Consider the following 24085-nt stretch of genomic DNA (forward strand, 5'->3'; position numbering starts at 1 on the left):
GCGCAACTTCTTCTTCGTAACAGAGTTCAATTTTAGGGGCCCGCTTGACGCCTTCTCCGTCGCACGCCCAACAACTTTTCCACATCGTCTCCTAGGGCAAGCTCGGAATTGATGCCCAACCACGCATTCAAATCGTCCGCGATGTGCGCCTCAGTGACATTCTCCTGAAACTGCCGGAACTCCGGTAGCAGGACTTCTATCGTCTGGAGTTCCGAGTCTCCGTCCACGCGAACCGCGCGCATGAACTCATCTTCCTCCAGGTCTTCGTTGAGTGCATTCAGATAGCGGTCACGTCGAGCCTTCGCTACTTCCAAAGCCCTCGTGCGGGTGAGGCGGAAGCATCGCAGCGCGCGTGCCACTACAGCATCGGGAAGCAGGGAAGAGGGCACGTCGTGAGCGTTTTCCTCGATCGCCATACGGGCGATCTTCATGTAAGCGAGCGTAACGGTAGTCGGATTGGCAGCATCCAGTTCTTCGTCCACGAATCCCAGCAGCTTCGATGCGAAGATGAGGCGCACCGTGAGGCTGATATCGGGCTCTTGGTTAACTGGATAGTAATCCGTGTAGGCAATGTCGAGGAGGGCAAATATCCACTGCCCCGGCGCTTTCGGTGGAGCGCCCCTCCGCAATGACTGCGGCAGTTCAGCGGGGTCGAGTCTGATGAGGGTGGAGTACTCGGTCATCGGATTCTTCACGACTGATCACCATCCGAATTTTTCGATTGCTTCTTCGGGTACGTGTAGGCCGGCGTTCCGGAAGGCGTCGACGCCCGACTTGAGGAAGGAGCCAGTGTTGTCGTCAAGCCAGGCAAAGTAGTTGCGGCTCTGATCAGGAAAGTAGTGGCCGCTCTGATCGCTGATTTGGCTGACCCTCCCACCGCTGAACGTTACGTCGCCCGCTCCCTGTACCCGACCCCCACGGAATAGTACTGAGTGTTTTATCTTAGAGGATGCGTGGGGAATGATACGGAGTTGGCCGTCGGCACCGACGGCCCACAGGTATTTTCCTCCGCTGCTCACAGCCCGTTCGAAGGCTTGGGTGCCTGCGCCGATTGGGGCGACACCCGCTGCGGCCGCGTGGGCGAGTTCCCTGCTCAGGATGTTGGGGTCGTCTGCGTAGCGGTTGGGGAAGGTGCGCGGTTCGCTGTGGGCCGAGACGGTGACACGCGGCGCGAAGGTTCTGTTCTTGAGCCAGCCGAACGCGGGGCCGATGAGGCTGCTGGCGCTTCCGCCTGCGGCGCCGAAGAGGAGGTCCCAAGGGCCGGTGGGCCGACAGTTAGCCTCATTGACGGCCCAGGAAAAGCCTGCGCCAACACCGGCGTTGACAGCGCTGGAGGTGGCGATTCCTCGTGCTCCGGAGAGTCCGAGTCCGCGGGCGGCGGCGTTTCCGACGCCGGGCATGAGGAGACCTGCCGCTGCTCCGGTGGCTGCTCCCTTGCCTGCTGCGCCGGCAAGGCCGCCCCAGGAGAATTCGCCGTTGTTGCGATTCTGCCAGCTGTAGAGGCCGCCGTCGATGACGGCGCCGAAGGCTGCTCCGATTCCTGCGCTGATGCACAGGGGGCACCGGCCGGAGGGATCGGACTGATTGACGGGGTCGTTGTTGGCATACGCGTACGGAGAGGAGTTGGGGCTACCGGCTTGGCTGGGTACGGGGTCTGTTGTGGTGAACCTTTGGGTGGTGGGGTCGTAGGTGCGTGCCCGCAGGTGGAGTTTGCCGACGAGGTACTGGTCTTTGTACTGGCCGCCGTAGCCAAAGATGCTGGTCTGGCCGCCTTCTATGCTGGCCTTCCCGGTGGACTCACCCCAGGGTGAGTACGTGTAGCGATAGTTCTCGGTGCCCTTGGCGTCGTAGACGGTTGCGACCGAGTTCTGGCGATCGTGCTGGAAGTAGAAGCTGCCTTCAGTCCGGCTCAGACCCGCGGCACCACCGAGTGGGCTGTAGTGGTAGTCGGCGAGCAGTCCGCCCGTGCTGTTGGTGTCGGTGGCGATCTGCGGGAGGGGATTGTTTACGTCCCAGCGCGATGTACGTACGAGTGCACCATTTGTCCTTGAAGTGGTGCGGTTGCCGTCGGCGTCGTAGCCGAAGGTGAAGGTGTTCGCCCCCACGGTCGCGGACTTCACACGGGAAGCGGCGTCGTAGAGGTAGGTGCCCTTGGCATCCTTAGTCTGATTGCCGTCGGCGTCGTAGGCGAAGTCGGTGGTGGTCGTTCCTGTGACGCTCTTCGTCAGTTGGTCGGCCGCGTCGTAGGTGTTGGTCGTGGTACGGGCAGTGGTTGCCGCCTGAATCAGGTTGCCGACGGGATCGTAGGAGTAGGTACTGCCTGTCGAACCCTCCAGGCAGGAAGCGCTGGTGGTGACGTCGGCGCAAGCACGGACCATGCGTCCGGCGTCGTCGTAGGCGTAGCGGTCGGCGAGCCCGGTAGAGGCGGCGTCTTTGAAACGGTCGGTGACGACGCGTCCGGCGGCATCACGTTCAAAGTGCCTGGCCCCGGTCCTGTCCGTCACCGAGGCGAGCATCCCGGCCCGATCATAGGTTCGGGTCTCAGTCCGTGCAGTGGTGGTGGGCAGTTTCGTGGACGTGAGATTGCCAGCAGCGTCCCAGCCGTAGACGGTGGTCTTGCCCCCCACGGTCTGCCCAGTCATACGACCGTCCGCGTCGTAATCGTAGGTTGTGGCCCGGCCGTCGGGGTAAGTGCGGCTCTTGACCGTCCCGTTGTTGTTGTACGCGTAAGTGAACGGGTTGGCAGCGCCGGGCGACGTGATGGTCAGCGGCCGGTCCTCGGCGTCATAGGTCAGCGTCCGGGTACCCGTGCCGTCCGTGACAGTTCTGGGCTGGCCGCTGTCGTAGTAAGCGTAGGAGACGGTGGGAGTGCCGTCGGAGTACACCGTCTTGGTCAGCAGGCCACGACCGTCGTAGCTGCTGATGTGGGTCTGCCCTCGGGCGTTGGTGACCTGCGTACGGTTTCCGTCCGGGTCATAAGCGTAGGCCGTAGACCGGTCCAGCGGGTCAGTGACCTTGGTCAGACGGCCGGCCTCGTCGTAGCTGTAGCTCGTCACACGCTGGTTCGCATCGGTACGTGACTTGGTGTTGCCCAACTCGTCATAGGTGACGGTGGTGCCACCGTCAGGCCCGGTGATCTTGCGCGGCCGGTTGAGACCGTCGTACTCAAAACCAGTCTTCTTGCCCCGCGAGTCGGTCTGTTCGGTCACGTTGCCGACGCCGTCGTAGATCTTCTCCGACTTGTGTCCGAGAGGATTCATCTCGCTCGTGGGGTTGCCTGCGGCGTCATAGCCAATGCGCCAGGTGTACTCCGCAGGGTCGGCGCCCGTCACCGTGCCTCTAGGATCGACCCGCTGTGTCAGTCGGCCGTTGGCGTCATAAGCGTAGGTCGTCTTGTTGCCCAGCGGCGACGTCTCTGACGTCTTGTTGCCGTCTGAGTCGTACTCATAGGTGACCTTGTCACCGCCACGGTCCTCGACAAGGGTGAGCCGGTTGTTCTTGTCGTACGTGTAAGTGGTGACCTTGCCGAGCGCGTCAGTTGTCGTGCGCACATTGTTGGCGTCGTCGTAGGAGGTTTGTTTGTCCCGGCCCAGTGGATCCGTGACCTTGACGGGACGGTTCTCCTCGTCGTAGTCCGTCCTAGTGGTTTTGCTGGCGGGATCGGTGACAGTGGTCTGGTTACCGACCTCGTCGTAGCCGTATTTCCACGTATAATCGGCGGCATCTGCTCCCGCCACATTCCCCTGCGGGTTGGTCAGCGCAACCAGACGACCGGCCTTGTCATAGGTGTAAGTGGTCTTGGCACCCGTCGTATCCGTGCGGGATTCGATTCTCCCCACCGGGTCGTAGGTGAGCGTGCTGGTGTTTCCCGCCTGATCCGTGGTCTTTTTCAGGCGATTCGCTGCGTCGTATTCGTAGAGAACAGTTCCCTCGACGCCGTCCTTCACCGACACCAGGTTTCCAGCGGCGTCGTATTCGTTGGATGTTATGTTGCCTCTCGCGTCCTTCTCCTCCGTCACCCTGCCAGCATCGTCATACTTGTAGGTGTGCGTGAAGCGTGCCGGGTCAGCGCCGCTCTCCGAACCTCGCGGGTCAGTGACGGTGACGGGGCGCCCTGCGGAGTCAAACTTACGCGTCAACTGCTCCCCTCCAGGGCTGGTGACAGAAGTCTGATTACCGGAGCTGTCGTAGCCATAGATAGTTTTATTTCCGCCTGGAGACCTAACCGTCTCCATGAGCCCGGAGGGTGTGTATGTGTACGCGCTGCCACCCAAGAGGGGGTCGGTCGCAGACGTCAGTCGATCCTTGCCGTCATACAGGTACTGCGACGTGTTGAAATTACCGTCAGAGTAGGACCTGAGCGTTCCGTCTGAGAGGTAGGTCCACCGTTCGAGGGTGAGAGGACCTCTCCTCTCCTTGAGGCGGCCGTTACGGTCCACGGCAGTCTCCTGCGTGCGGCCGAGTGGGTCGGTTGTTGCTATCAGGTCAAGCTTATGACTGTAGGTGTAGGAGGTCTTGTTGCCGAGGGGGTCGTACTGGTCGGTGAGAATGTTCCCGCTATAGATGTCACTCCATATTCCTCCGTCAGGAGCTTTCACTTCCGTTTCGCCCTTGCGATAGGTGAAGGAAGTCTCCGCGTCCATGGGGTCGACCTGTTTCGAGACGCGATCTGAACTGTCATAAGTATTGGTTACCGCCAGGTTCCCTCTTTGGTCCTTGACCACCGCGAGGTTCCCCTGCGTGCTGTACTCATAGCGGATGGCCTCACGGTCAGGACCTGTCACGCTTGACAATCGTCCGGATGTGTATGCATAGCCGACTCTCCGGCCGTCGCCGAATCGGGCATCGGAAATCCGATTATCTTCGTTGTATTCGAACTCGACCCGGTCCCCGAAACTGCCTGTTATAGAGAGTATTTTTCCGGATTCTCCATAAGAATATGAGTGCGCCAACTGCTGTCTATTCTGGGATTTTGTCAGCCGCCCGGTGGAATCGAAAGTCAGCTTCCGCCCATCTAGGCTGTCGAGTACGTGGCCGGCGCCAGAGGCTTTTAGAGTAGAGTAGAAGGCGCCCGAGCTGCTGTACTCCCCAGTCGAACTTTTTTTGTATTTGTACTGCGATCCGTCCTCGGCATTGAAGGTGGCGTCACCGTTGGTCGCAAAGTTCAATGAGGCATCCCAAGGGACGGCCCATCCAACCCCCAGAGATCCCGCCTTCGGGTTTTTGGATGAATAATTTCTGTTCAAGGAGATTGGGTTACTTCCGTGCGACGCAGCATCATTCCGGTAGAGATTGAATGCGCCGGTCGCTGTGTTCACACCACCGTAACTGCTCTGACAGTGTGCGGCGCTAGCGGAGTTCGAGTCGCAGTGCGCACCAAATGTTTGCTCAACAGGAATATTCGAATAGCCGAAAGCCTGGATGCTGGGGATGTCCATGAAGTCCGGCCAATCGCCGGTCGGATCCGGAGCGACAGTCATCACACCGAAATAGGGCGCCACCTGCGGAAGAGTGGGGTGCTCCTCGGCATACTCCCTGACTCCGCGCTCGCAGAGTTCATTATCGTAAATGAACTCAAATGTGACGGGAGCACCCGTGCCCGCCTTTCCGCCAAGTTCCGGGTACCGAGGCGAATACCTTTGAGCCGGAGCGTTTACAACTTTTGTTTCCGACTGAACAAAGGCGTCTAGGCAGTTAAGTGCGAGCCTCAGTGAGACGGGCTGGGGCCCGTCGTCTTCGTCAATCACTGAAATCTCGCTCTCTTTGTCGTACCAGACCTCCGTCTTGAGCGTGTACTTCCCGCCGTCCTCCATGACAAATCCGTCCAGCTCGGATTCCGGTCTCGGGTACCGATGCTCCAGTCCGACCAATGACCCGTCAGGGCCGTACAGCTCCCACCGGGCCATTTGAGCCCGATAGTCGACAACTGGAGCGGCGCCGTTCAGCCGGTCTCCCTTGCGGGCCGCCTCCTTCTTCGAGCGGGGAGGAACCTTGATCTCGCGCCCACGCTCGGCGTCCTTCGCGATCTGGCGACGCCGTTCCGCCATCGTCATCGGCTTCTGCGAGGCTGCCGGGCGCGGCGCCTTCGACACCGTCGACTCGGAGACCTGACCAGCCGCGGCCGCCTCCGAGGCTGGAACTGCGACGCCCCCTGTGAGCATGAGGCCCAGCGCCAACGCGAGGCAAATCGCAACGCGGGCACGCAAGGAACGGACAGTTTCCATCCAGCACTCCCCAGGTCAACGGCTCCCTGCGCGCCGCGCAGCGATGCCCGTGCGTAATCGATTCCTAACCGAACGCACACGCTAGCGAGGGCAGAATGGATGTGCCCACGAAATCTCCCAACGTGACCCAGGTCACCCTCACATTTCCACCCATAAGTCTTCACCAGAGGAGTTGCGCCGGTGACCAGTCGGGAGCAGGACGCAGTGCGGATCCTGGTGCCCATCGACCAGGCCCGCGCGCCTCTTTAGACCGTGTCCTACATGGTCAGTTTGAGGAGCCGTTTGTAGCAGCAGATGGCGGATGCCAGTCCGAGAAAGGCCAGGTAGTTGCCTGGGTTTCGTTCGTAGCGGTGGTTGAGTCGTCGGTAGCCGGTCAGTCAGGACGTGGTGCGTTCGATGACCCGTCTGCGTCGGCCGAGCCGTTCGCTGGAGTCGATGCCCTTGCGGGCGATACGGACGCCGATGCGTTTGCCCCACAGCCATCGGCGCAGGTGAGGGATGTCGTACGCCTTGTCGGCATGAAGGCGCTGGGGCTTGGAATCGGCCGCGTGGGATTCGTGTCCCATGTGGAAATGGGACAGCATCGGCTTCAGTGCCTGGCTGTCGTGGGTGTTGGCCGCGGAGAGTCCGACGCGTAGAGGCAGTCCGTCCGCGTCGGACAGGACGTGCATCTTCGAACCGGGCTTGCCCCGGTCCACGGGGCTCGGACCCGTGTGTCCGCCCCCGTTACCGTGTTCGTGGCCTCGGAATGAGGCTCCCGGCCTTCGGGCCCGGCATGATTTCGCCCCCTTGTCGATGATGATCGAAAAAGTGGTGTCACCGGGACCGAAGGCATTGGCAGACCGCTGATTAGGGGCACGAGCGCCGTTCCCAGACCGGGGGAGGCAGTCTCTTCGTAACGTGGATGCCGGCATGCTGATGCCGCAGGTGAGGCCGGGAAGAACGCGAACACGGGAGCAAGCACGTGACCGGTGACGGCGGCATCGACGTCTACCTGGGCCTGGACGTCGGTAAGGGCGAACACCACGCCACGGCGCTGACTTCGGCGGGCAAGAAGGTCTTCGACAAGCGGCTGCCCAACACCGAGCCGAAGCTCCGTGAGGTGTTCGCCAAGCTCCAGGCCAAACACGGCAACGTTCTGCTGGTGGTCGACCAGCCGGCTTCCATAGGCGCACTGCCTCTGGCGGTTGCCCGTGACGCGGGCTGCCGCGTCGCCTATCTCCCGGGGCTGACGATGCGGCGGATCGCAGACCTCTACCCCGGCGAGGCCAAGACCGACGCACGCGACGCGTATGTCATCGCGGATGCCGCCCGCACGATGCCGCACACTCTGCGGGCCATCGAGGCGGCTGACGAGACCGTGGCCGAGCTGGAGATGCTCACAGGGTTCGACGATGACCTGGCCACCGAGGTGACGCGGACCAAGAACCGCCTGCGGGGCCTGCTGACACAGATCCATCCGCCACTGGAGAAGGTCCTCGGCCCCCGCCTTGACCATCCCGCCGTCCTTATCCTGCTCGAACGCTTCGGCTCTCCTGCCCAGCTGAGGAAGGCAGGACGGCGCAGACTGGTCGCACTGCTGCGGCCGAAGGCGCCGCGGATGGCCGAGCGTCTGGTTGAGGATGTTTTCAGTGCACTCGACGAGCAGACAGTGGTCGTCCCCGGCACCGACGCCGCCGCACTGATCATCCCCAGTCTCGTCTCCAGCCTCGGTTCTGTGCTGGACCAGCGCAGAATCCTCGCGGCCCGCATTGAGGAACTGCTGGAGGCCCACCCTCTTTCCGCGGTCCTGATTTCGATGCCCGGCATCGGAATCAGGACCGCCGCCCGGATCCTCATCGACGTCGGCGACGGCAGCGCCTTCGCCACGGCCGGTCACCTGGCCGCCTACGCCGGCCTGGCACCGGTCACCCGCGCCTCCGGCTCCTCCATCCGCGGCGAACACCCCGCCCGGCGAGGCAACAAACAGCTCAAACGCGCCTTCTACCTCGCCGCATTTGCCTCGCTCTCACAACCGGAGTCACGGGCCTACTACGACAGGAAACGCCGCGAGGGAAAGCATCACGTCGCAGCGCTGATCTCGCTCGCCCGACGACGCATCGACGTGCTCTTCGCCATGCTTCGAGACGGCACCTTCTACAAGGCCCCGGCCCCCACCGCAGCTTGACGAAGACCATAGGGGCACTTTTTGGCGCGCACGTGCGCGGAGTCGAGGACCGCACGGGACAGGTCGACCAAGTTCCGCTCGTCTAGGAGCTGCAAAATCCTCTGGTGCAGCCGTCCCCAGACCCCGGCACGCGACCAGATGACGAAGCGGCGGTGCACGGTCGACTTCGACGCTCCGAAGCACGGCGGCAACGCCCGCCAGGCACAGCCGCTGACCAGCACGTAGATGATCGCGGCGAAGACCGCCTCATCATCGATGTTCGCGACCCCGCCCCCCTTGCGGCCGCGCCCGCGCCGGCGGCAGCAACGGCTTCGCGATTTCCCACAAGCCGTCCGGAACGATCCATCCCCACCGTCCACTCCCCATGCCCAGCACAACCGCCAACTGACCACGTAGGACACGGTCTTAAAGCCCCGGGCTCCGGCTATTGGAGACCCTGCCGCCGCCAGGTGGCAGCCAATACGGGCTCGACAACGAGTTCTTGCTGGCCGGTGTCCACAAGGACGTTCATACGGTGCAGGCACGCCAGCAGGTGTGCAGCGTCGGGGTGTTCGAGCTGAAGCAGCTCGCTGAGGTCTTCCATGGGCAGCGGGGTGTCGAATTCGGCGATCTGGTGGAGCAGGGGATGCAGTTCGATGGCTGAGGCGAGGCCTGAGTCGTCCATGAGCGACATCCCCGCGGTGTTTTCGAGGTCGGCCTGGAGCTGAGCAAGTGTTTTAGAGGGGGTCCGGCCGCGATTGGCCGTCTCAAGGACGTGGTTGAGAAGGGTGGGCCACCCTCCGGTGGCCTTCAGGAGTGCGTCCCGCAAGGCTGTGTCGGAGTACGGTGCCATCGCGTCCTGCTCCGATGTCCAACTGCGTAGACCATCTGCGGTGGCCAGTTTCAGGAAGACCATGCTCTCCTCGTCGGCGCCGTTCAGCTCACGCATGTGGTCCGTGTTCGAGGAGTCGACCAGGGCGACGACGCAGCGGGTGACGCCTTCCTGGGGTTGGAGGGCGATGGCCTGGTCCAGTGCCAGGCGGAGGGCTTCGCGGCCGAAGGGGCGCATGTCGCTGAGGATGATGCGGTGCTGTCGTCCTGGAGCACCTGTCTGCAACTGTTTCCTGTAGCCCACCCGAGTCGTGGGCGCGATGAGGGGCGCAAGTCGGCCCGCGATGCGTTGCTGCTGGCTGTTGAGGGCACCGTGGACGTCGTCCAGGCCCAGTGCGGGGGTTCCCAGAACGATCCGTACCCCGTTGCGTCGGGTGGTGAGGTCGGCGATCTGGGCTTCGGTCAGCGGACTGATCCTGGCCTTGGGCGGCAGTGGGCGTCGTCCGTGGGTCGCGGACAGGGTCGTGACGGCGTTGCTCTCCTGGACGGAGAGTTCTTCCTCGATGCTCGTCGGGGTTCCCAAGAGGCGCAGAACGTTGGAGGACCGAAGCCGCCAGCCCGTGTCGTCGGATGTGAGTACGCCGAGGCCCGTCATTTCTTCCAGCAGGGCGCGGTATTCGTCTGGTGTGGTGGCAGCGAGGGCGTGGGGCCACCATTCGGTGCATTCCACGCGCAGTGCGCGGCCTGCGATCGGTACGTCCACGCCTTTGCGGTGGACGTGGAGTGCCACCACCAGGGCGATGAGTTTGTACCGGGGGTCGAGGTGAAGGGTGAGCCGTACGGTGTCTCGGATGTTCTTGGCGAGTGCCTCCGATCCGATGACTCGTTCCAACATGTCCTCGTCGATGGTCCATGGTGGGCTGTCGGCGGGAGTGCGGTGATGGTGGGTCTCGTGGACGAGGGCGAGTCCGATGTTCTGGATGATCTTTGGGTGGTAGTTCGCGTAGGCCAGAGCTCGGTGGATGAGCATGTCGCTGTGGAAGCGGATCCCTAGTGCCTGCATGGGCTCTTGGAGGAGGCGGTAGGCGGCGGCGGGGCTGAGCGGTCCGATGACGAGGGGTTCACCGAAGTGGGCGCTGGCGAGCGGCTGGTTCGGCAGAGCGGCGAACCGCTGGACTTGGTGCAGGCCGGCGAAGACAGGCTTGAAGCGGCGGCCACTGGCGCTCATGAGGTTGCGCAGGGCGGATGTGTGGACGAAGCCCTTGCTGGCGTCGCCGTCGAAGAACTCGTCGCATTCGTCGAACAGGATGAGGAGCTTGCGCGCCTTGTCCTGCTCGAGCCAGGCCTTGATGTCCGCCTCCACTTGGCGCATGCCGCTCGCCCGGTGCTTGCGGCGCTCGGCGATGCCGGACTGCTCCAGACTGCTGCCCAGCAGGTCCCACAGCACCTCGGGGGTCAGCCCCATGCCTGACGGGAGGGGAATGTAAAGGCTTTCCTGGTGCCTGGTCTGCCGGTAGCGGAAGGCCGCCGCTTTGAGCAGCGCTGATTTGCCGAGTCTGCGGCCGCCGTAGACGATGCTTGAGCCCTGTGGATCGAGGACTGCGGACAGCTCCTCGCGGCGGCCGTAGAACATTTCAGTGGGCAAGGTGTCGCTGGCTTCGGGGAAATAAGGTGTGACGGAGCTGAAGGGCGCGAGGATGTGCTCGGTGGTGGCGAACAGGCCGGTGCCCCGGGCTGCGAGGAAGGCCACCGCGCAGGCGTCCAGCACGAGGATCGGCTTGTCGCGGCGACTGACGCATTCGTGGGCCAGGGCTCGGCGCTGTGTTGCGCTCAAGGCCGAAGCGACGACAATCAGGACCGGCAGCTGGCTGACGTCCTGTTCGATCCAGCCCATGAGCGTCCGCGCATCTGAGACTGACCGGGTGATCATCACCCGTAGTCGGCCGTCGGCTCCTGAACCGAACTGCGGCAGTTTTGCGGGGCCGACAAGCTTGACGTCAGTGAGGTCGAACCACTGCCGGTTGGCCGGGTTGGGCAGCTCGGTCGTGCGCTCCTGGTCGTATTCAATGCCTGCCAGCCGCAGGACCGGCCGGAGGTGCTGGAATTTGGCCTTGGGGCGCAGCGTGTTCCACTGACCGTGCAGCTGCTGCAGGGCAGCAAATGCGTTCGCGGCCTGGGAACGCTGGGCGGGTGTCAGTTCGGAGAAGTCGAGGGCTTCACGCTGTACCCCGTTGCTGGCGTCCCTGATCAGTTCCGGCGTGATTCCCGACCGGAGGGCATCGTGGACAGCGGGAAAGAAGGCATCGAAGTCGGCGACCACGTTTGCCGTGGGTGGGCTGATGCCGTCGCGGGCAGCGATGAGGAACTCCTCGGCCGTGGCGAGATCTCCGCCGGCAATCAGGTTCCGGATCTCGTCTGCGAGGTCGGCACGTGCATCTGAGTGGTTCAGTTGTTGGGTTGCCGCGGCGCGGAAGGCGTTTTTGGCCTGCTCCGACAGGGTGTTGAGCTGACTGACAATGCCCTCGCACTCATGTCGAGTGGTCCCGAGGTTGTCTTCGTGGAGTGCTCGTTTGGCTGATTCCAGGCGCGCCATGACGTGGGAGCGCCCGGGTTCGGGCAGCTGGCCGAGCCGGGCAGCTGTCTCCGCGTGGTGGGTGATGTCGCGGTGCAGTGTGGTGACGTTCTTCCTGCTCTCCGGCAGCAGTCGGTGTTGCTCTTCGCTCAGCTTGCCTACTGATTCGCTACTGCCAGCATGTGATTCGAGCATTTCCAGGGTGGTTCGCGCCGTGGCGTAGTTCTCTGCGGCAGCATGCTGACGGGCTGCTGTTTCCCAGCCTGTTTGCTGTGCGATGCCTACGTCGTCGATGGTGACGCGGCGCAAGGGATTCAGCTCGAGGTCGAAATCCAGGTCCGCACAGCGCAGCAAGTCGGCGTTGAGTGCGGTGGTGACGGTGGGTTCGGCGCCGGAGAGTCTGCCGGTGCGCAGGAAGCCGAGGCTGGTCTGCATGGCTTGTGCGCATAGGGCTGCCGTGGCGGACAGCAGGGGGTCCGCTTCCTCTGAGGCGGCTGCCAGTTCCGCCTTCATTCCGGTGGCGTGGTCTTTGGCGCGCTGGGCGAGGTGGGAGAAGACCGGTGGCGGCTGGAAAGATTCCAGACTTTGGACGGATGTCAGCCAGGTGTGTGCGACGTCGAGGGATTCGTGTGCGTACTGGAGGATGCGCCGCCTGGCGGCGCCCTGGAGGCGGGCCTTGTTGTTTCTCTTCTGCTGGTCGGTGGCGGTCAGTCGCCGTTCCAGGACGTCGGGCTTGCGCAGGGCTACGAGTTCGGCTTGCACTGCGTCCAGGCGGGGGCGGTCGTCTCGTGCCACAGCGTGCAGGATGTGGCCGATGGGGCCGTGTTCGCTCCACCACTCACGGACGATGTCATTGGCGCGGGGAAAGTGCAGGCTGCGCGGTTCGGCGAGGTGCTCACGGGCGAGGGCGCAGACGGAGGTCACGTCTACGTCGGTGTCGGTGTCCGTGAAGGTGATGGAGTGAACGCCGAGTTGACCGCGGGCACACGCCTCGGCAGTGGCGGCCAGGGTGGTGCGGAAGGACGGCATCGTGTGCAGCGAATGGGTCAGCGGGCCCAGGAGTTCACCGGCTGCCGGATCTGCGGAGACGAGGCAGGCGCGGAAGAGGGAGGTAGCGAGCAGGAGGCGTTCCGGAAGGGCTTCCGGCATGGTCACACCGAGATGAGCGATCTCGGTGTGGACTGCTTCGGCGCACGGGCCGGTGGCGGTACGCATCGCGGTGGACAGGACGTGCAGCTTGAGACTGGTGGCGAGCTCGTTCTGGTCGGTGATCTGTGCGACGTGGTAGGCCAGGGCTGGTTCGTGAGCCTGGAGCAGGCGGGCGACGGTGTTGTGCGAGGGGTCCGTGTGATCCCCGGCCACGGCTGGCGCTGTCACCGCATCGGGAAGCAGCGGTTCGGGAGCGGGCGGTGTGGTGGAGGCACGCTTCTGGGTGTGGAGGGCTGTGGTTCCCGTGTGGGGGGCCTGCAGTTGCGCACCGTCGCTGGATGCTGTCTCCCTCTGGCCGGGAACAGGGATGTGGGCGGCCGCGGGCACTTCGTCGTTGGCGGGCCGCGCTACCGGTTGCGTGGCCTCGGTGCCGTCGGCGCCGGTGCTGGAAGCGTCGTCGCCGGACAGGAGGGCCTTGTCTTGCGTGGGCGTGGCGTCCCCCGGGGCGGGTGACGGTCGGGAGGAGTCCGCAGGCGGTAATGGCGCGGCAGCAGGTGTGTCCTGGGGGAAGGTGATCTTGCCGCGCAGGAGTGGCAGCAAGACGGGGCGCAGGCGATCGGAGAGGGCGTCGCGCAATCTGCTGTCGAGGTGTTCGGCACGGGGGTCGTCATCGTGTGTGACGGCTTCTGCGAGCGCGACGATGTCGGCCATCAGTGCGGCCAGTTGTGCGTCGCTGGCGTCCCACTCTTCTGTTTCGAGGAGCCGTGCCGCTTGCTGGCGCAGCTCTCCAACGGCCGCTGTCTCGTGTGATGTTGCCGCTTGGGTTGCTGCCTTGAGCGCGGGCAGCCATTTTGTGCGGCGGTCGAGTTTTCGACTGCGCTCGCGCAAGAGCGCCGCCAGGGCCTGGTGGTCTTCCGGTACGTCGCCGATTGGCTGGTCGCTGGCTCGGGCCAGCGCCGATCGCACAGCCGGCAGATACGTGAGTAGTCCTTGGGCTGCCTCCCATGCCCCAGGATCGGGTAGTGCCCCTGCCGCTACGCGCTCAGCGGCTTGTCTGAGGTCAGCGGCAGCACGGGCAGAGAGTTGTTGCAGCCGCTCCGCGATCTCGTCGCACTGCGGAACTGATTCCACCGAGACATGCTCTGCTGCTTCAGCCTCGCCTTCGCCTTCGTGGTCGGCCAGCGAGGCATTCAGGGCAGCAGTGTGGGCCAGGTGCCGTTCGGCCCATTCCTGAGCGAAGCGGTCGCAGTCATCCGCGAGGCGTGACACGTGCTCGGCGGGCCAGGACGGCAAGGCCCGGTTGCGTAGTGCCCAGGCCAGAACACGGGCCTGCCCGGGGTCTGACTCCCAGAAGGCAATTGCGGCCAAGAGCAGTTCCGCGCGGGGGGACTGCTCAAGGATGCTTTCGAGGACGCCATCGCGGTGTCCTTCCGACCACTGACGTCTCGCCTGTGAAAGGCCTTCGAAGAGAGGGCCGCCCAGGATCCTGGCTTCGAGAGGTCGGTACTTGGAGGAACGCTGGGAACGTAGCTGTGCAAGGGCATGCCGACTGATCGTGGGCGTGAGCTTGCCCATGGCCGGAACCCGCAGCATCTGCAGCAGTTGAGTGCGCTTCGTCCTTCCCACCCGGTTGAGCAGGTCGTTCAGCTGAGCTTCGTCGACGACGGCGAAGACGTCACCCAGAGGGTCACCGAGGCTGGTCAGACTGATGCCTACCTGTTCTCGTAGCGCTGCGGGCGCTTCCGCATACGGGCCGCGCTGCTTCACCGTCATCTTGGTTCGTGTCATCCGTTTCCGCTGTGCCTTTCCTGTTCGTGCTGGGTGAGGTGGCGGTGCCAGGGCTGGCCTGGGCCGGTGCCCCGCAGGTGTCCGTGGACGAACGTTGTGCCGGCTGGCAACACCGTCTCGGCGTCACGGCCTTCCACGTCGAGGCGCCAGCGTGCGTATGCGGCACGGGAATCTGGCGAGGCCCGTTGCCCGCTGGGCAGACGACGCTCGCGGGGCCTGATCCAGTGCCGGTTCATCGCGGTTTCGGGAAGGCCGTCACCACCCCATTCCGCGTTTTTACGCGCCTCCCAGGCCTCGGGAGTGTCCGGCCACCAGGTGAAGACGTCGGGCTCGCCGGCGTTGGACGCCGTCTGCGTGAGCAGGCCCAGAACGGCCATGTCCTCGCAGGTGTGGATGACCGTCCACAGCAGGGCGACAGTGCACATTTCAGGGCCGAACAGCGAGGCGGTCAGGCGACGGCCATGGAGGCTACGGCTGTCGGCCGGTCCGATGGTTCCATCTCGTCTCAGTGCCTCGACGATCAGGTGCTCCAGCGCGGCAACCGCGGGGCGCCAGGCCCCTGTGTTCACGGAGGGCTGCCACCGCTGGGGGGTGGCCGTATCCGGCGACCGGGCAGGCAGGCCTAAGCCGTAGGTGAACAGGCCCCAGTCGCACTCCCAGCGGACCGGCCCGAATCCGTCGACCAGCACAGGCTCGGCAAGCCGCATACTCGTTGCGCCAAGACGCCGTCCAGCCCTTGCTGCCGCGACGGTGAGCCGCACGCCGGGATACATGGTGGACGGCCAGGTCACACCGGTGACGCCGGAGTGTGCGGGCCGCGCGCGCTGCAGCGCTGACTCGCCCGAGAGGCGCTCGCCATCGTGGTGCAGGTGCAGGATCATCTGCCCCTCGGGCAGCAGTTTCTTCACCGGCCGTGTCAATTCCAGCCTGCCTGCGGCGAAGTCCCTGGCTCCCACGGAGACCGTGAGGACGACCAGTTCGTCGTCCACGTGCTCGACCTGGACCCGGCTCGCACCGGCATCCAGACCGCGCGCTTGCTCCCGGTCTTGTGCCGTAGGCCCTGACTCCGCGAATCCGATCCCTGCGGGGGCCAACGGATCCAGTCCAGCCAGCAGGGCGGTGACCGGTTCGGCTTGCGCCCTCCACACCCCGCCTTCCAACCAGCGATCGTCGAGACGGACGTCCACCCCGCTTCGGTAGCGGTGGCCCGTCACGGCATCCGCGAGAGCGAGGTTGGCGTCAACGACCTGGGCGGCTCCCGCAACGCCGGACAGTAACTGGGGCCGTCCGTCTTCGGCGTCGTCGGCCAGCGCCGTCAGCAACGGCCAAAGCGCCGAGTAGCGCGCCGCGCCGCCCGGTCCGGGCCGCGACACCGATCTGCGCAGCTCCTGTGCCCGCTCCGAGCCGGCGAAGTCCCGTACTGCGGAGGCCGATCGGCCGTACAGGCCCCAGGTGCGGATGGCCCGGCTGGAGGCCATGATGTCCGCCACGCAGGTAGTCGCCGACCGTACAGCCCTGGCGACGGTCTCGGCGTCGGCGTCCTTGTCCAGCCAACTCGGGAGCGGGCCGAGCTCCAGGAAGCCGCGTCCGGCGCCGGAGAGGAACGCCGCGTGCGATCCGATCTGGTCACGTGAGGAGACCTCTCGCACGGCGGCCGGTACAGCCCCGATCAGGTGGCCGTGCTCCAGACCGCCACCCGGACGCAGCCATCTTCCGAGCTCTACCGCTTCGTCGGCGCTCAACGGTCCGAACACACTGGTGTCGATCAACAAGCGTTGTTCGTCGGTGTCACTGGCCGCTGGCGCTCCCGATAACGCAGCAGCGGTCCAGCCGTCCTGCTCCACCGCGTCGCGCCGCCCGAACACGGCGACTATCTCGCCCCATACCTCGCGTGCGCCGCGCGTTAGCCTGACGAAGGACCCGGTCGGCAGTACCGGCAGGCTTCCGCCGACCCGTACCTCGAGGAAGGAATCCGGGTCCGGCTCGGTGACATAGCGGCGCGTGGCAGGGTCGTAGCCCAGGTGCAGAGCATTGAAGGCGCTGCACGCGTGCAGGAGACCCCCGCGGGCCTCCATGATGCGTTCCAACTCGTTTGCGATACGCGCTCGGGTCTCCTGGGGAACCTGCTCCACGCCCAGAATGACTTCCGGGCCCAGTAGCGACCTGCCGTCCTGGTGATCATGCATGGCAGTCCCCTCCCGCCCCACCCGCGTCGGCCCCTGCCCGCTATCCAGGGAGAATAAAGGCTATTCGTACTCCACGGGGCGCATTACGCATAGTGCTACGGCACATACCTCCGTGAGATTCACAGGAGCCAGGAGACGGATCGGCAACGAAGCGGGCCGATGCTGCCGGGCCGGGATGGTGTGGGAACCGGGCGAGGAAGCCTGGGAGACCAAGTTGGCAGCGCTTCGGTCGTACCGGCGGGCCACCGGGCACCTACCTCTCAGCCCCTGGCAAACGCCACGGGTCACCGGTCCGGGAAGACGTTCGGAGCGTGTACCTGCCGCGCGGGAAGATCGAGCCGATCACGTCCAGCGAGACGACCCGCGAGGGCAACCCCGCGTGCTTCCCGATCCTCGACCAGACCGAAGAGTGGAAGGAAGGCAACGGTGGGGTTCGGCTCGCGAAGACGAAGATCTGTTTGAGACACCGCTAGAGGCCCCTCTCTGACCTGGAGTTCGTACCATCTGAGCTGCATGTTTGCAGTCATTCGGCGGTTCTCCCATCGAACCTCTTTGATTCCAGGTTGGCCGAGATGAGGGCGCCGAGGCTCGCCCGAGGCGACATCCCGGAAGCGCAGTCCGTCCGCGTTCTGCCGCTCGGAGAGGGGTGGTGTTGGAGTCCAAGTTGGATGGTTCTCGAGGCACTTAGATGTGCCTCGTGCGTGTAAGTCAGTGATCTTCCGTGAACCTCTGTGTCCAAGGAGCTGAAGCGAGGAGTACCAGGGGCAGTGGGCAGCCGTGTGGCAGGAGGAGTCCCGCGCGAAGAGCGCCTTGCGCGGCGTCGGCGGCGCCGCCTGGGGGTTGCTGCGGACCGACGTGGCCACCAAGTCGCTCGTGGCCAGGCAGTACCAGACCACGGAGGACCTCGCCGAGAAGCTGGACGAGCTGTGTATCGCCGCGCCGCGCTCCGGCCATCGGGATGGACGTCCGGCATCTGGAGAGCGTGGCCCGTGCTCACGGTACGGCCATCGAGCAGCGCAAGAACGCGGTGACGCACCGCGGCATCAGGGCGAATAGGCGCTCTGGAAGCGGATCGCGGACCAGTACCCGGACCGCACAGGAGGCCGGCCAGCGCCGCGAGTTCCAGCAGCAGACCCGGCGAAAGCCTCCACCCGTCGAACACCCGCGTGCTCCTGACCAGCAACTGCGACCGCCGAGCCGGGGACGGGCGCGGTGATCTACTTCCGTCATGAGCACCGCGCGACGCCCTCTCGGCACCGGCCCGAACACCACAGCAGCAAACCCGGTCGGGACCGTCCAGCCGCGGCTCCTGCTCGTCGAACGCGCTGAGCAGAGCGCGGTTCTGGCGGACGTCGAGGTGGACCAGGCGGTGGCCGCCGCCCCCGCACGAAGGCCACTCGATCCGGGGCGAGTCTTCCGCAGATACCCTCGTGGGGAAGTAATCGGCGCCCGTCACTTCTCTGAATTGCTGTGCTGACCGGGGGGTTCACCTGCTCGCAGGGCAAGGCCCGATGCGACCTGAGGCGCGATCAGGAGCATGACGTGAGGCGCGTCCTGTCACGGCCCCAGAGTCCTAGCTCAGACGCCGGCCGCAAGGCAACCAGCAATTTGAACGTCGCCACTCGATCCGGTGCGTGGTTATTCTTCCGTAGTCGGGCCCATTTGGGAGCCCAGACTCGTCCGCGCTGAGTGAGCTTCTTCGAGCTGGCCACCGATCAGGTGACGGCCTACGAACCACAACGAGCGAGGCCCCCGAGCTGTTGATCGAGATGTCTGACGTCTCAACCACGCTGCTCGGGGGCCTCGTTGGTCATCTATCCTGCCGCACTCGACCTGCCCCATGCGCTCGTGGAGTGGGTCACGATGCTCATCGTCACCCGTGAGGGTGACCGGCGCTGCAAGCTCCGCCCGTCCCGGCGCGCGATGGTGGCACTGGTGTACCTGCGCGAACACACCACCCTGGCCAAGATCGCTGCCGGGTTCGGGATCAGCGAGTCCACCGCCCACGCCTACACCAATGCGGTCATCGGCCTGCTCGCCGAACGCGCGCCGGGGCTGCTGAAGGTCCTGCGCGAGGCCGAGGAGGACTTCGTCCTGCTGGACGGCACGCTCGCCGAGTGCGACCGGGTCGGCGACAGTCGGGCCGACTACTCGGCCAAGCACCGCCGCCACGGGGTGAACGTGCAGGTGGTCACCGATCCCGACGGCCGGCTGCTGTGGCTCCCACCCGCCCTACCGGGCCGGACTCACGACCTGACCGCCGCCCGCACCCACAAGATCATCCGCATCTGCGAGCGGCAGGGCGTCCCCATCCTGGCCGATCTCGCCTACCAGGGCGCCGGCCCCTGGCTGACCACCGGCATCAAGCGCAAGCCCCTGCAGGAACTCACCCCCACCGAAAAGACCCTCAACCGGGCGCTGGCCGCGGCACGGGCACCGGTCGAACGCGGCGTCGCACGCCTGAAGTCCTGGCAGATCTTCCGCAGATCCCGATGCAGCCCCAACCGCATGACGTCAATCGCCAAAGCCATCCTCACTCTGGAGCGGCAACGCTGAAGAACCTCACTGAACGCAGTCTGTCGTCGGATCCTGAGGCCGGGCTGAGCTTGCAAGCGCACGATTACGGTCGAGTGCCGTCCGGTCCATGGCTGCAGAGTGTCCCCAGCGCAAACGCTACGGTGCCGGACCGCAAATGCGCTGGCCCGGCACTGTCAGGTTCTGATTCCTCTCCGGTTACACGGGAGCGGCCCTCGTCCGCTGGTGTTCCTGGGCGCTGCTCAGCGCGTCCAGGAATTCCACGGCGAAGCCGATGGGTATGCAGGAGATGTAGACGCGGCCGGCGCCGTCCTCGCCGAGTTTGACCTCGTATTCCCCGCCGGTCATCTCGTCGTCGTAGTTGTAGGTGCCGGGGCTTTCGTCCTCCAGCGGGCCGTCGGCGCCGTCGAACCAGGCGATCCCGAAGAGGGCGTCGACTGCCTCGGCGATGACCGGGTTGGGCACGGTATCCAGTTCGACGGTGGCCCTTATGCCGTCGTCCACGCAGATCCGGCCTTCGCCGACCTCGTTGGGCCGGTCGATCGTGAGGGTGACGGGGCAGCAGTACCCGGGTGTCTTGGACGCGCCCAGGCCCGGCAGCGCGACACTGAGCGCGTTGACCGCGCACTTCTGGACGTTGTCGTATGCCTCCTTCCAGCGGACAAGCTCCTTCTCCACTTCGAGTTTCAACGGTCATCTCTCCTTCTTGTGATCCGACTGGACCGGCCTCGCGGATACGAGCGCCAGGTGTGATGCGGCATACCCGCGCTCAGGCGGATACGCGCGTTCGAGGAGCCGCCGCCGACGGCGACGGCTGTGCGACGCGGGGACGCGGTACGACGGCTTGGGGCGCCTGTCCCACGTGCTGCTGGCTTCTGGCCGCCAGAGGCAGGGTGCGGGAGAGGCGGGCGGAGTGGGTGTCGGCGTTGGCGGCGGCGAGGTACAGGGCCGCGACATCGTCCGGCGCGAACCGCCCTGATGCCGCCGCGGCGTCGGCGACCTTCCTGGCGTGGACGGCGACCTCCCCGTACGGCCCGGCCGCCGGTCCCGGCCCCGTGGACAGGTCGCTCGGGGGGAGCTTCTGCCAGGCGGCCCGGAACTCGGCCACGCGGGGATGGTCGGACTCCCTCAGTTCCTGGCCCATGGGCGTGTCCATCCAGTCCCGGAACGCCTTGGCCAGGTCCCGGGTGGCGTCGACCGCGTCGGCCCGCGAGGAGTAAGGCAGGCCCTTCCCGGTCCGCAGCAACCGGCGGACGGTCTGGTTCTGCTCCCGCAGGCGTTCCCGCGCCTTGTCGGGCAGGTCGTCCACCGACTGCGGTTGGGCCTTCTCACTGTAGGTGAGCGCCGCGTCGCCGAGGTCGACCAGGGCTTCCGCCGACGGCAGGGCTGCTCTGCTGCCGCGCAGGCGGTCGGCCAGACGCGTGGCCTGACGGGCGATCCCCTCGCAGACCCGGACGGACACGTTCTTCCAGAAGTCCTTGAACCGGCTCTCCGACGAGAGGGCGGGCCAGCGAGCCCCGGCCCTCTTTCTGATCGTGTCCCACAGGTGCCGGGCGGCGCAGCGGATCGTCTGGATCTTCTGCCACTCGGGAAACGCACTCAGCGTGTCAGCGTGAGTATCGGCCGCCTCCAGGGCGCTGCTGACCTTGTCGGCGGCCTCCTCGGCAGGGCCGGACCGTATGCCGCCGAGAAACTCGGGGGGAGCGGGCGGTGGTGGCGCGACGGAATCCCATCGTGCGCTCTCGTCCGCAAGCGTCCGGTCCAGCATCCGCATGTCGCTGCGCACCGCCGCGGCGGCGTCCCCTAGGGGATCACCGTCTTCGCCGCCAACGCGGTCCTCCCACGTTTGCCAGAAGGTCTTGTGCTTGTCGTCCTCGGGGCATCAGGGGGCGGCTGCGGTGCGGACCTCACCCGCCAGAGGGGAGCGCCGTCCAAAGGGGTCGTGCATCACGTCACCCCGTCGATTCAGCTTGCCCGGAGGCAGCCCGTCCCCGGGCCACAGCGGTATGAATCTGGGTTGCCCTTTGTACGTCCCGCGTATGGGCGCCGATTCCGCGGGGGCGGCCGGTGCCTCCGGCGTTGGTCCTGGGGTGACCGGCTTGGCGCCGTCTCCCGGGAGCGGCGGTTCGTCGCCGACGGCGTTGACCTTCTCGGTGCTCGGCGGACCGTCGGTCGCGGTGCCGAGCGTATCGATGGCCTGGCGTTGGAGTCGGAGGCGTACGCGGGCGTAGGCAGTAGCGGTGACGCCGATGTGGGCGTGGGCGAGCAGTTCCTTGATGACGACGAGTTTGGCGCCCTGTTCCAGGAGCAGGGGCGCGGTTGAGTGGAGGAGGTCGTGAAAGCGGATACGGCGGAGTCTGGCTTGGTCGAGGAGTCGGTGGAAGCGGCGGGTCATGGTAGCGGGGTCGAGTGATTTGCCGGTCGCGGTGGTGAAATGATGAGGCAACTCCGTACCCTTCGTAATCGACCCGAGCGAACTCGTAAAACTGTGGGGCGCAGTTGAGCTCGTAGTGACTGCGCAGGCTGTCGTTTGAGCTTAGGTCGGGATGAAGTTGTAAAGGTGGCGCAGCCACTTGGGGGCAAGGAGCTGAGATGAGCAGCCACTCCGTGTCGCTGATGGGTGCGAACGCCCCGTCATCGGGGCTCTGGTGGCGGGGGGTACATCATCAGGACTTCCTCAGGGGAGTCGTGGCGGACACGCTTCCCTCGAGTACGACCATGAGTTGGCAGGCCGCGATGACGGTCAGCGCGATGCCGGGCCGTCCTTCCCGGCGGGCCGCACCCGGCTCCCGTTCTGCTTCGAGTTGAGAGGTTGTCACTACGAGTCCCCCAAGTGAATTAGTGAACGGATGCGTTCACTGTGTCGTCCACGGTAGTGAGTCCCCATCAGTGAACGCAACCGTTCACTGACGCTGCCGCCTGAATCTTTGCCTCATGGAGATCTGCTGATGGTTACTTCACGCTCGTCGGCCACCGCTCGGTCGCGGACAGTGGTGCCACGACGCCGAGGACCGGTGCTGGAACGCGCGATCCTCGACGCCGCGTTGGAGCAATTGAGCACGGTGGGCTGGAACGGGCTGACCATGGAGGGCGTCGCCGCCGAGGCGGGGACCGGCAAGGCCGCGGTCTACCGGCGCTGGCCTTCCAAGGAGGATCTCGTCGCCGACGCGCTGGCGTCGGGGCTCCCTTCTCTCGACGACGCCCCCGACCTCGGCGGAATCCGCGACGACCTCTACGAGTTGACCCGGCTGGTCCGGGACGCGATGTACTCGCGGCCGGGGTGGGCGCTCCGCGCTGTCCTCCACGAGTGCGACCAGTCGGCCTCCGAGCGTTTTCACGCGCTGATCATGAGCGGCGTGATCGAACCGTCGGCCAACCTGTTCGGGGAAGTCGTGCACCGGGGTATCCGGCGGGGTGACGTACGACCCGACGCCACCGGCTCGCTGGTCTTCGACGTCATCCCGGCCGTGCTGATGTACCAGTCGAAGGTGTGCGCAAGCGAATGGCCCGACGCGGAGATCGCGCAGCTCATCGATCAGGTCATGCTGCCGCTGCTCCGGTCGTCGTCGGACTGACGCGCGGCTTACCGCGAGCCCGGCGGCGCGGCGAAGACTTGTGCGGCCGGTCCGCGTCGTACGGCCCTACGCCGAGGGCTTGTTGGGCCGTACGGCACTTCGCGACGACGGGTGGGGCCGGGGGGCCACGTACGACCGGGGGAACCCGGGGTGACGCCCGGGCGGGCGGCGGCGTAACCTTGCAGATGTCATGCCGTACGAACCACCCACCCACGCCGTAGAGCGATCGCTCCGCGCCACCACCGGTGCCAAGATCATCGCTGGTGTCGACGAGGTCGGACGCGGAGCGTGGGCGGGACCGGTGACGGTCTGCGCGGCCGTCACGGGCCTGCGCCGGGCTCCCGTCGGACTCACCGACTCCAAGCTGATCACTCCCAAGCGTCGCGCCGGCATGGCGCTGGAGCTCGAATCGTGGGTGACCTGCCACGCGATAGGGCACGCCTCGCCGGAGGAGATCGACGACCGGGGGATGACAGCCGCGCTCCGGCTCGCCGCCGAACGTGCCCTGAACGCACTGCCGGTGCGGCCCGACGCCGTGATCCTGGACGGCAAACACGACTACCTCGGCAAGCCCTGGCAGGTCCGGACGGTCATCAAGGGCGACATCTCCTGTGTCTCGGTGGCCGCCGCCTCGGTGCTGGCCAAGGTGCGCAGGGACGCGATGATGGCCGAACTGGCCGCCACGTCCGAGGAATGCGAGGGTTTCGCCTTCCACGACAACGCCGGATATCCCTCGCCGGTGCACAAAGCGGCGCTGCTGGAACGGGGGCCGACCACGCACCACCGGCTCTCGTGGGCGTATCTCGACGCGCTGCCCAGGTGGCGCCATCTCAAGAAGGTCAGGATCTCCGCCGAGGCGGAACTGCTGGAGAGCGAGGGTCAGCTCGGCTTCGACTTCTGAACCGGACGACCTGGCGCCGAGCACCCTGACGCTTCGACGCCGAACGGCTCGCTCCGACGACCTGCCACGAAGACCTGCCACGAAGACTTGCTCGAACCATCTGATGTGACCGGCCTGTCCGGTTCCGGCGAGTACGGACCCGTGCACCGCCCCGTCCCTGCTCGCCGAGCGATACATA

At 65.4% G+C, this 24085-nt stretch carries 11 protein-coding genes and 3 pseudogenes; 5 read left to right on the forward strand and 9 right to left on the reverse strand.

Annotation, left to right across the window (positions count from 1 at the left end; all coding sequences use genetic code 11):
* Positions 1-32: 32 nt before the first annotated feature.
* From ACIBBB_RS27755 to ACIBBB_RS27765, 3 genes and pseudogenes are all read right to left on the reverse strand, one after another.
* Positions 33-695, reverse strand: a complete 663-nt coding sequence (locus ACIBBB_RS27755) for a hypothetical protein (RefSeq protein ID WP_398986622.1) — start codon at positions 693-695, stop codon at positions 33-35.
* A 6-nt stretch (positions 696-701) separates the two neighbouring features.
* Entirely contained in the window at positions 702-6224 is a 5523-nt protein-coding gene (locus ACIBBB_RS27760; RefSeq protein ID WP_398986624.1) for an RHS repeat-associated core domain-containing protein, read from the reverse strand.
* A 257-nt stretch (positions 6225-6481) separates the two neighbouring features.
* Positions 6482-7138, reverse strand: a pseudogene (locus ACIBBB_RS27765) (IS5 family transposase).
* A gap of 50 nt (positions 7139-7188) precedes the next feature.
* Between ACIBBB_RS27765 and ACIBBB_RS27770 the strand changes: the two are divergent.
* A complete protein-coding gene (locus ACIBBB_RS27770) occupies positions 7189-8391 on the forward strand; it encodes an IS110 family transposase (protein WP_398986626.1) in 1203 nt (400 codons plus the stop codon).
* A 17-nt stretch (positions 8392-8408) separates the two neighbouring features.
* On the opposite strand, the pseudogene ACIBBB_RS27775 reads toward ACIBBB_RS27770, so the two are convergent.
* From ACIBBB_RS27775 to ACIBBB_RS27785, 3 genes and pseudogenes are all read right to left on the reverse strand, one after another.
* Positions 8409-8757, reverse strand: a pseudogene (locus ACIBBB_RS27775) (transposase); the annotation flags it as partial.
* Between the two features lie 58 nt (positions 8758-8815).
* Positions 8816-14695, reverse strand: a complete 5880-nt coding sequence (locus ACIBBB_RS27780) for a hypothetical protein (RefSeq protein ID WP_398986629.1) — start codon at positions 14693-14695, stop codon at positions 8816-8818.
* Positions 14696-14706: 11 nt separating this feature from the next.
* Entirely contained in the window at positions 14707-16896 is a 2190-nt protein-coding gene (locus ACIBBB_RS27785) for a hypothetical protein (RefSeq protein ID WP_398986631.1), read from the reverse strand.
* A gap of 311 nt (positions 16897-17207) precedes the next feature.
* On the opposite strand from ACIBBB_RS27785, the gene ACIBBB_RS27790 reads away from it, so the two are divergent.
* Positions 17208-17369 carry a hypothetical protein gene (locus ACIBBB_RS27790; protein WP_398986886.1) on the forward strand — a complete coding sequence of 54 codons (162 nt, stop codon included), beginning with the start codon at positions 17208-17210 and terminating at the stop codon, positions 17367-17369.
* A 1333-nt stretch (positions 17370-18702) separates the two neighbouring features.
* Entirely contained in the window at positions 18703-19452 is a 750-nt protein-coding gene (locus ACIBBB_RS27795) for a transposase family protein (RefSeq protein ID WP_398986633.1), read from the forward strand.
* A 177-nt stretch (positions 19453-19629) separates the two neighbouring features.
* On the opposite strand, the gene ACIBBB_RS27800 is transcribed toward ACIBBB_RS27795, so the two are convergent.
* The 3 genes and pseudogenes from ACIBBB_RS27800 to ACIBBB_RS27810 all read right to left on the reverse strand — a co-directional run.
* Complete coding sequence (locus ACIBBB_RS27800; protein WP_398986635.1) at positions 19630-20121, reverse strand: hypothetical protein; 492 nt, start codon at positions 20119-20121, stop codon at positions 19630-19632.
* A 79-nt stretch (positions 20122-20200) separates the two neighbouring features.
* Positions 20201-21217 (reverse strand): hypothetical protein, encoded by a 1017-nt coding sequence (locus ACIBBB_RS27805; protein WP_398986637.1) that lies wholly within the window; start codon positions 21215-21217, stop codon positions 20201-20203.
* Positions 21218-21565: 348 nt separating this feature from the next.
* Positions 21566-21865, reverse strand: a pseudogene (locus tag ACIBBB_RS27810) (tyrosine-type recombinase/integrase); the annotation flags it as partial.
* Between the two features lie 514 nt (positions 21866-22379).
* Here ACIBBB_RS27810 and ACIBBB_RS27815 point away from each other — a divergent pair.
* Positions 22380-23006 (forward strand): TetR/AcrR family transcriptional regulator, encoded by a 627-nt coding sequence (locus tag ACIBBB_RS27815; protein WP_398986639.1) that lies wholly within the window; start codon positions 22380-22382, stop codon positions 23004-23006.
* A 190-nt stretch (positions 23007-23196) separates the two neighbouring features.
* Positions 23197-23907: a ribonuclease HII gene (locus tag ACIBBB_RS27820; RefSeq protein ID WP_398986641.1), complete on the forward strand. Its 711-nt coding sequence runs from the start codon at positions 23197-23199 to the stop codon at positions 23905-23907.
* Positions 23908-24085: the final 178 nt, after the last annotated feature.

This window comes from Streptomyces sp. NPDC051217, from assembly GCF_044455465.1.
Lineage (GTDB): Bacteria > Actinomycetota > Actinomycetes > Streptomycetales > Streptomycetaceae > Streptomyces.

Bases quoted from the DNA above. Each gene is read 5' to 3' on its own strand.
- ACIBBB_RS27785 (WP_398986631.1), bottom strand. From the start codon at position 16,896: ATGCATGATCACCAGGACGGCAGGTCGCTACTGGGCCCGGAAGTCATT.
- ACIBBB_RS27760 (WP_398986624.1), bottom strand. From the start codon at position 6,224: ATGGAAACTGTCCGTTCCTTGCGTGCCCGCGTTGCGATTTGCCTCGCG.
- ACIBBB_RS27815 (WP_398986639.1), top strand. From the start codon at position 22,380: ATGGTTACTTCACGCTCGTCGGCCACCGCTCGGTCGCGGACAGTGGTG.
- ACIBBB_RS27820 (WP_398986641.1), top strand. From the start codon at position 23,197: ATGCCGTACGAACCACCCACCCACGCCGTAGAGCGATCGCTCCGCGCC.
- ACIBBB_RS27780 (WP_398986629.1), bottom strand. From the start codon at position 14,695: ATGACGGTGAAGCAGCGCGGCCCGTATGCGGAAGCGCCCGCAGCGCTA.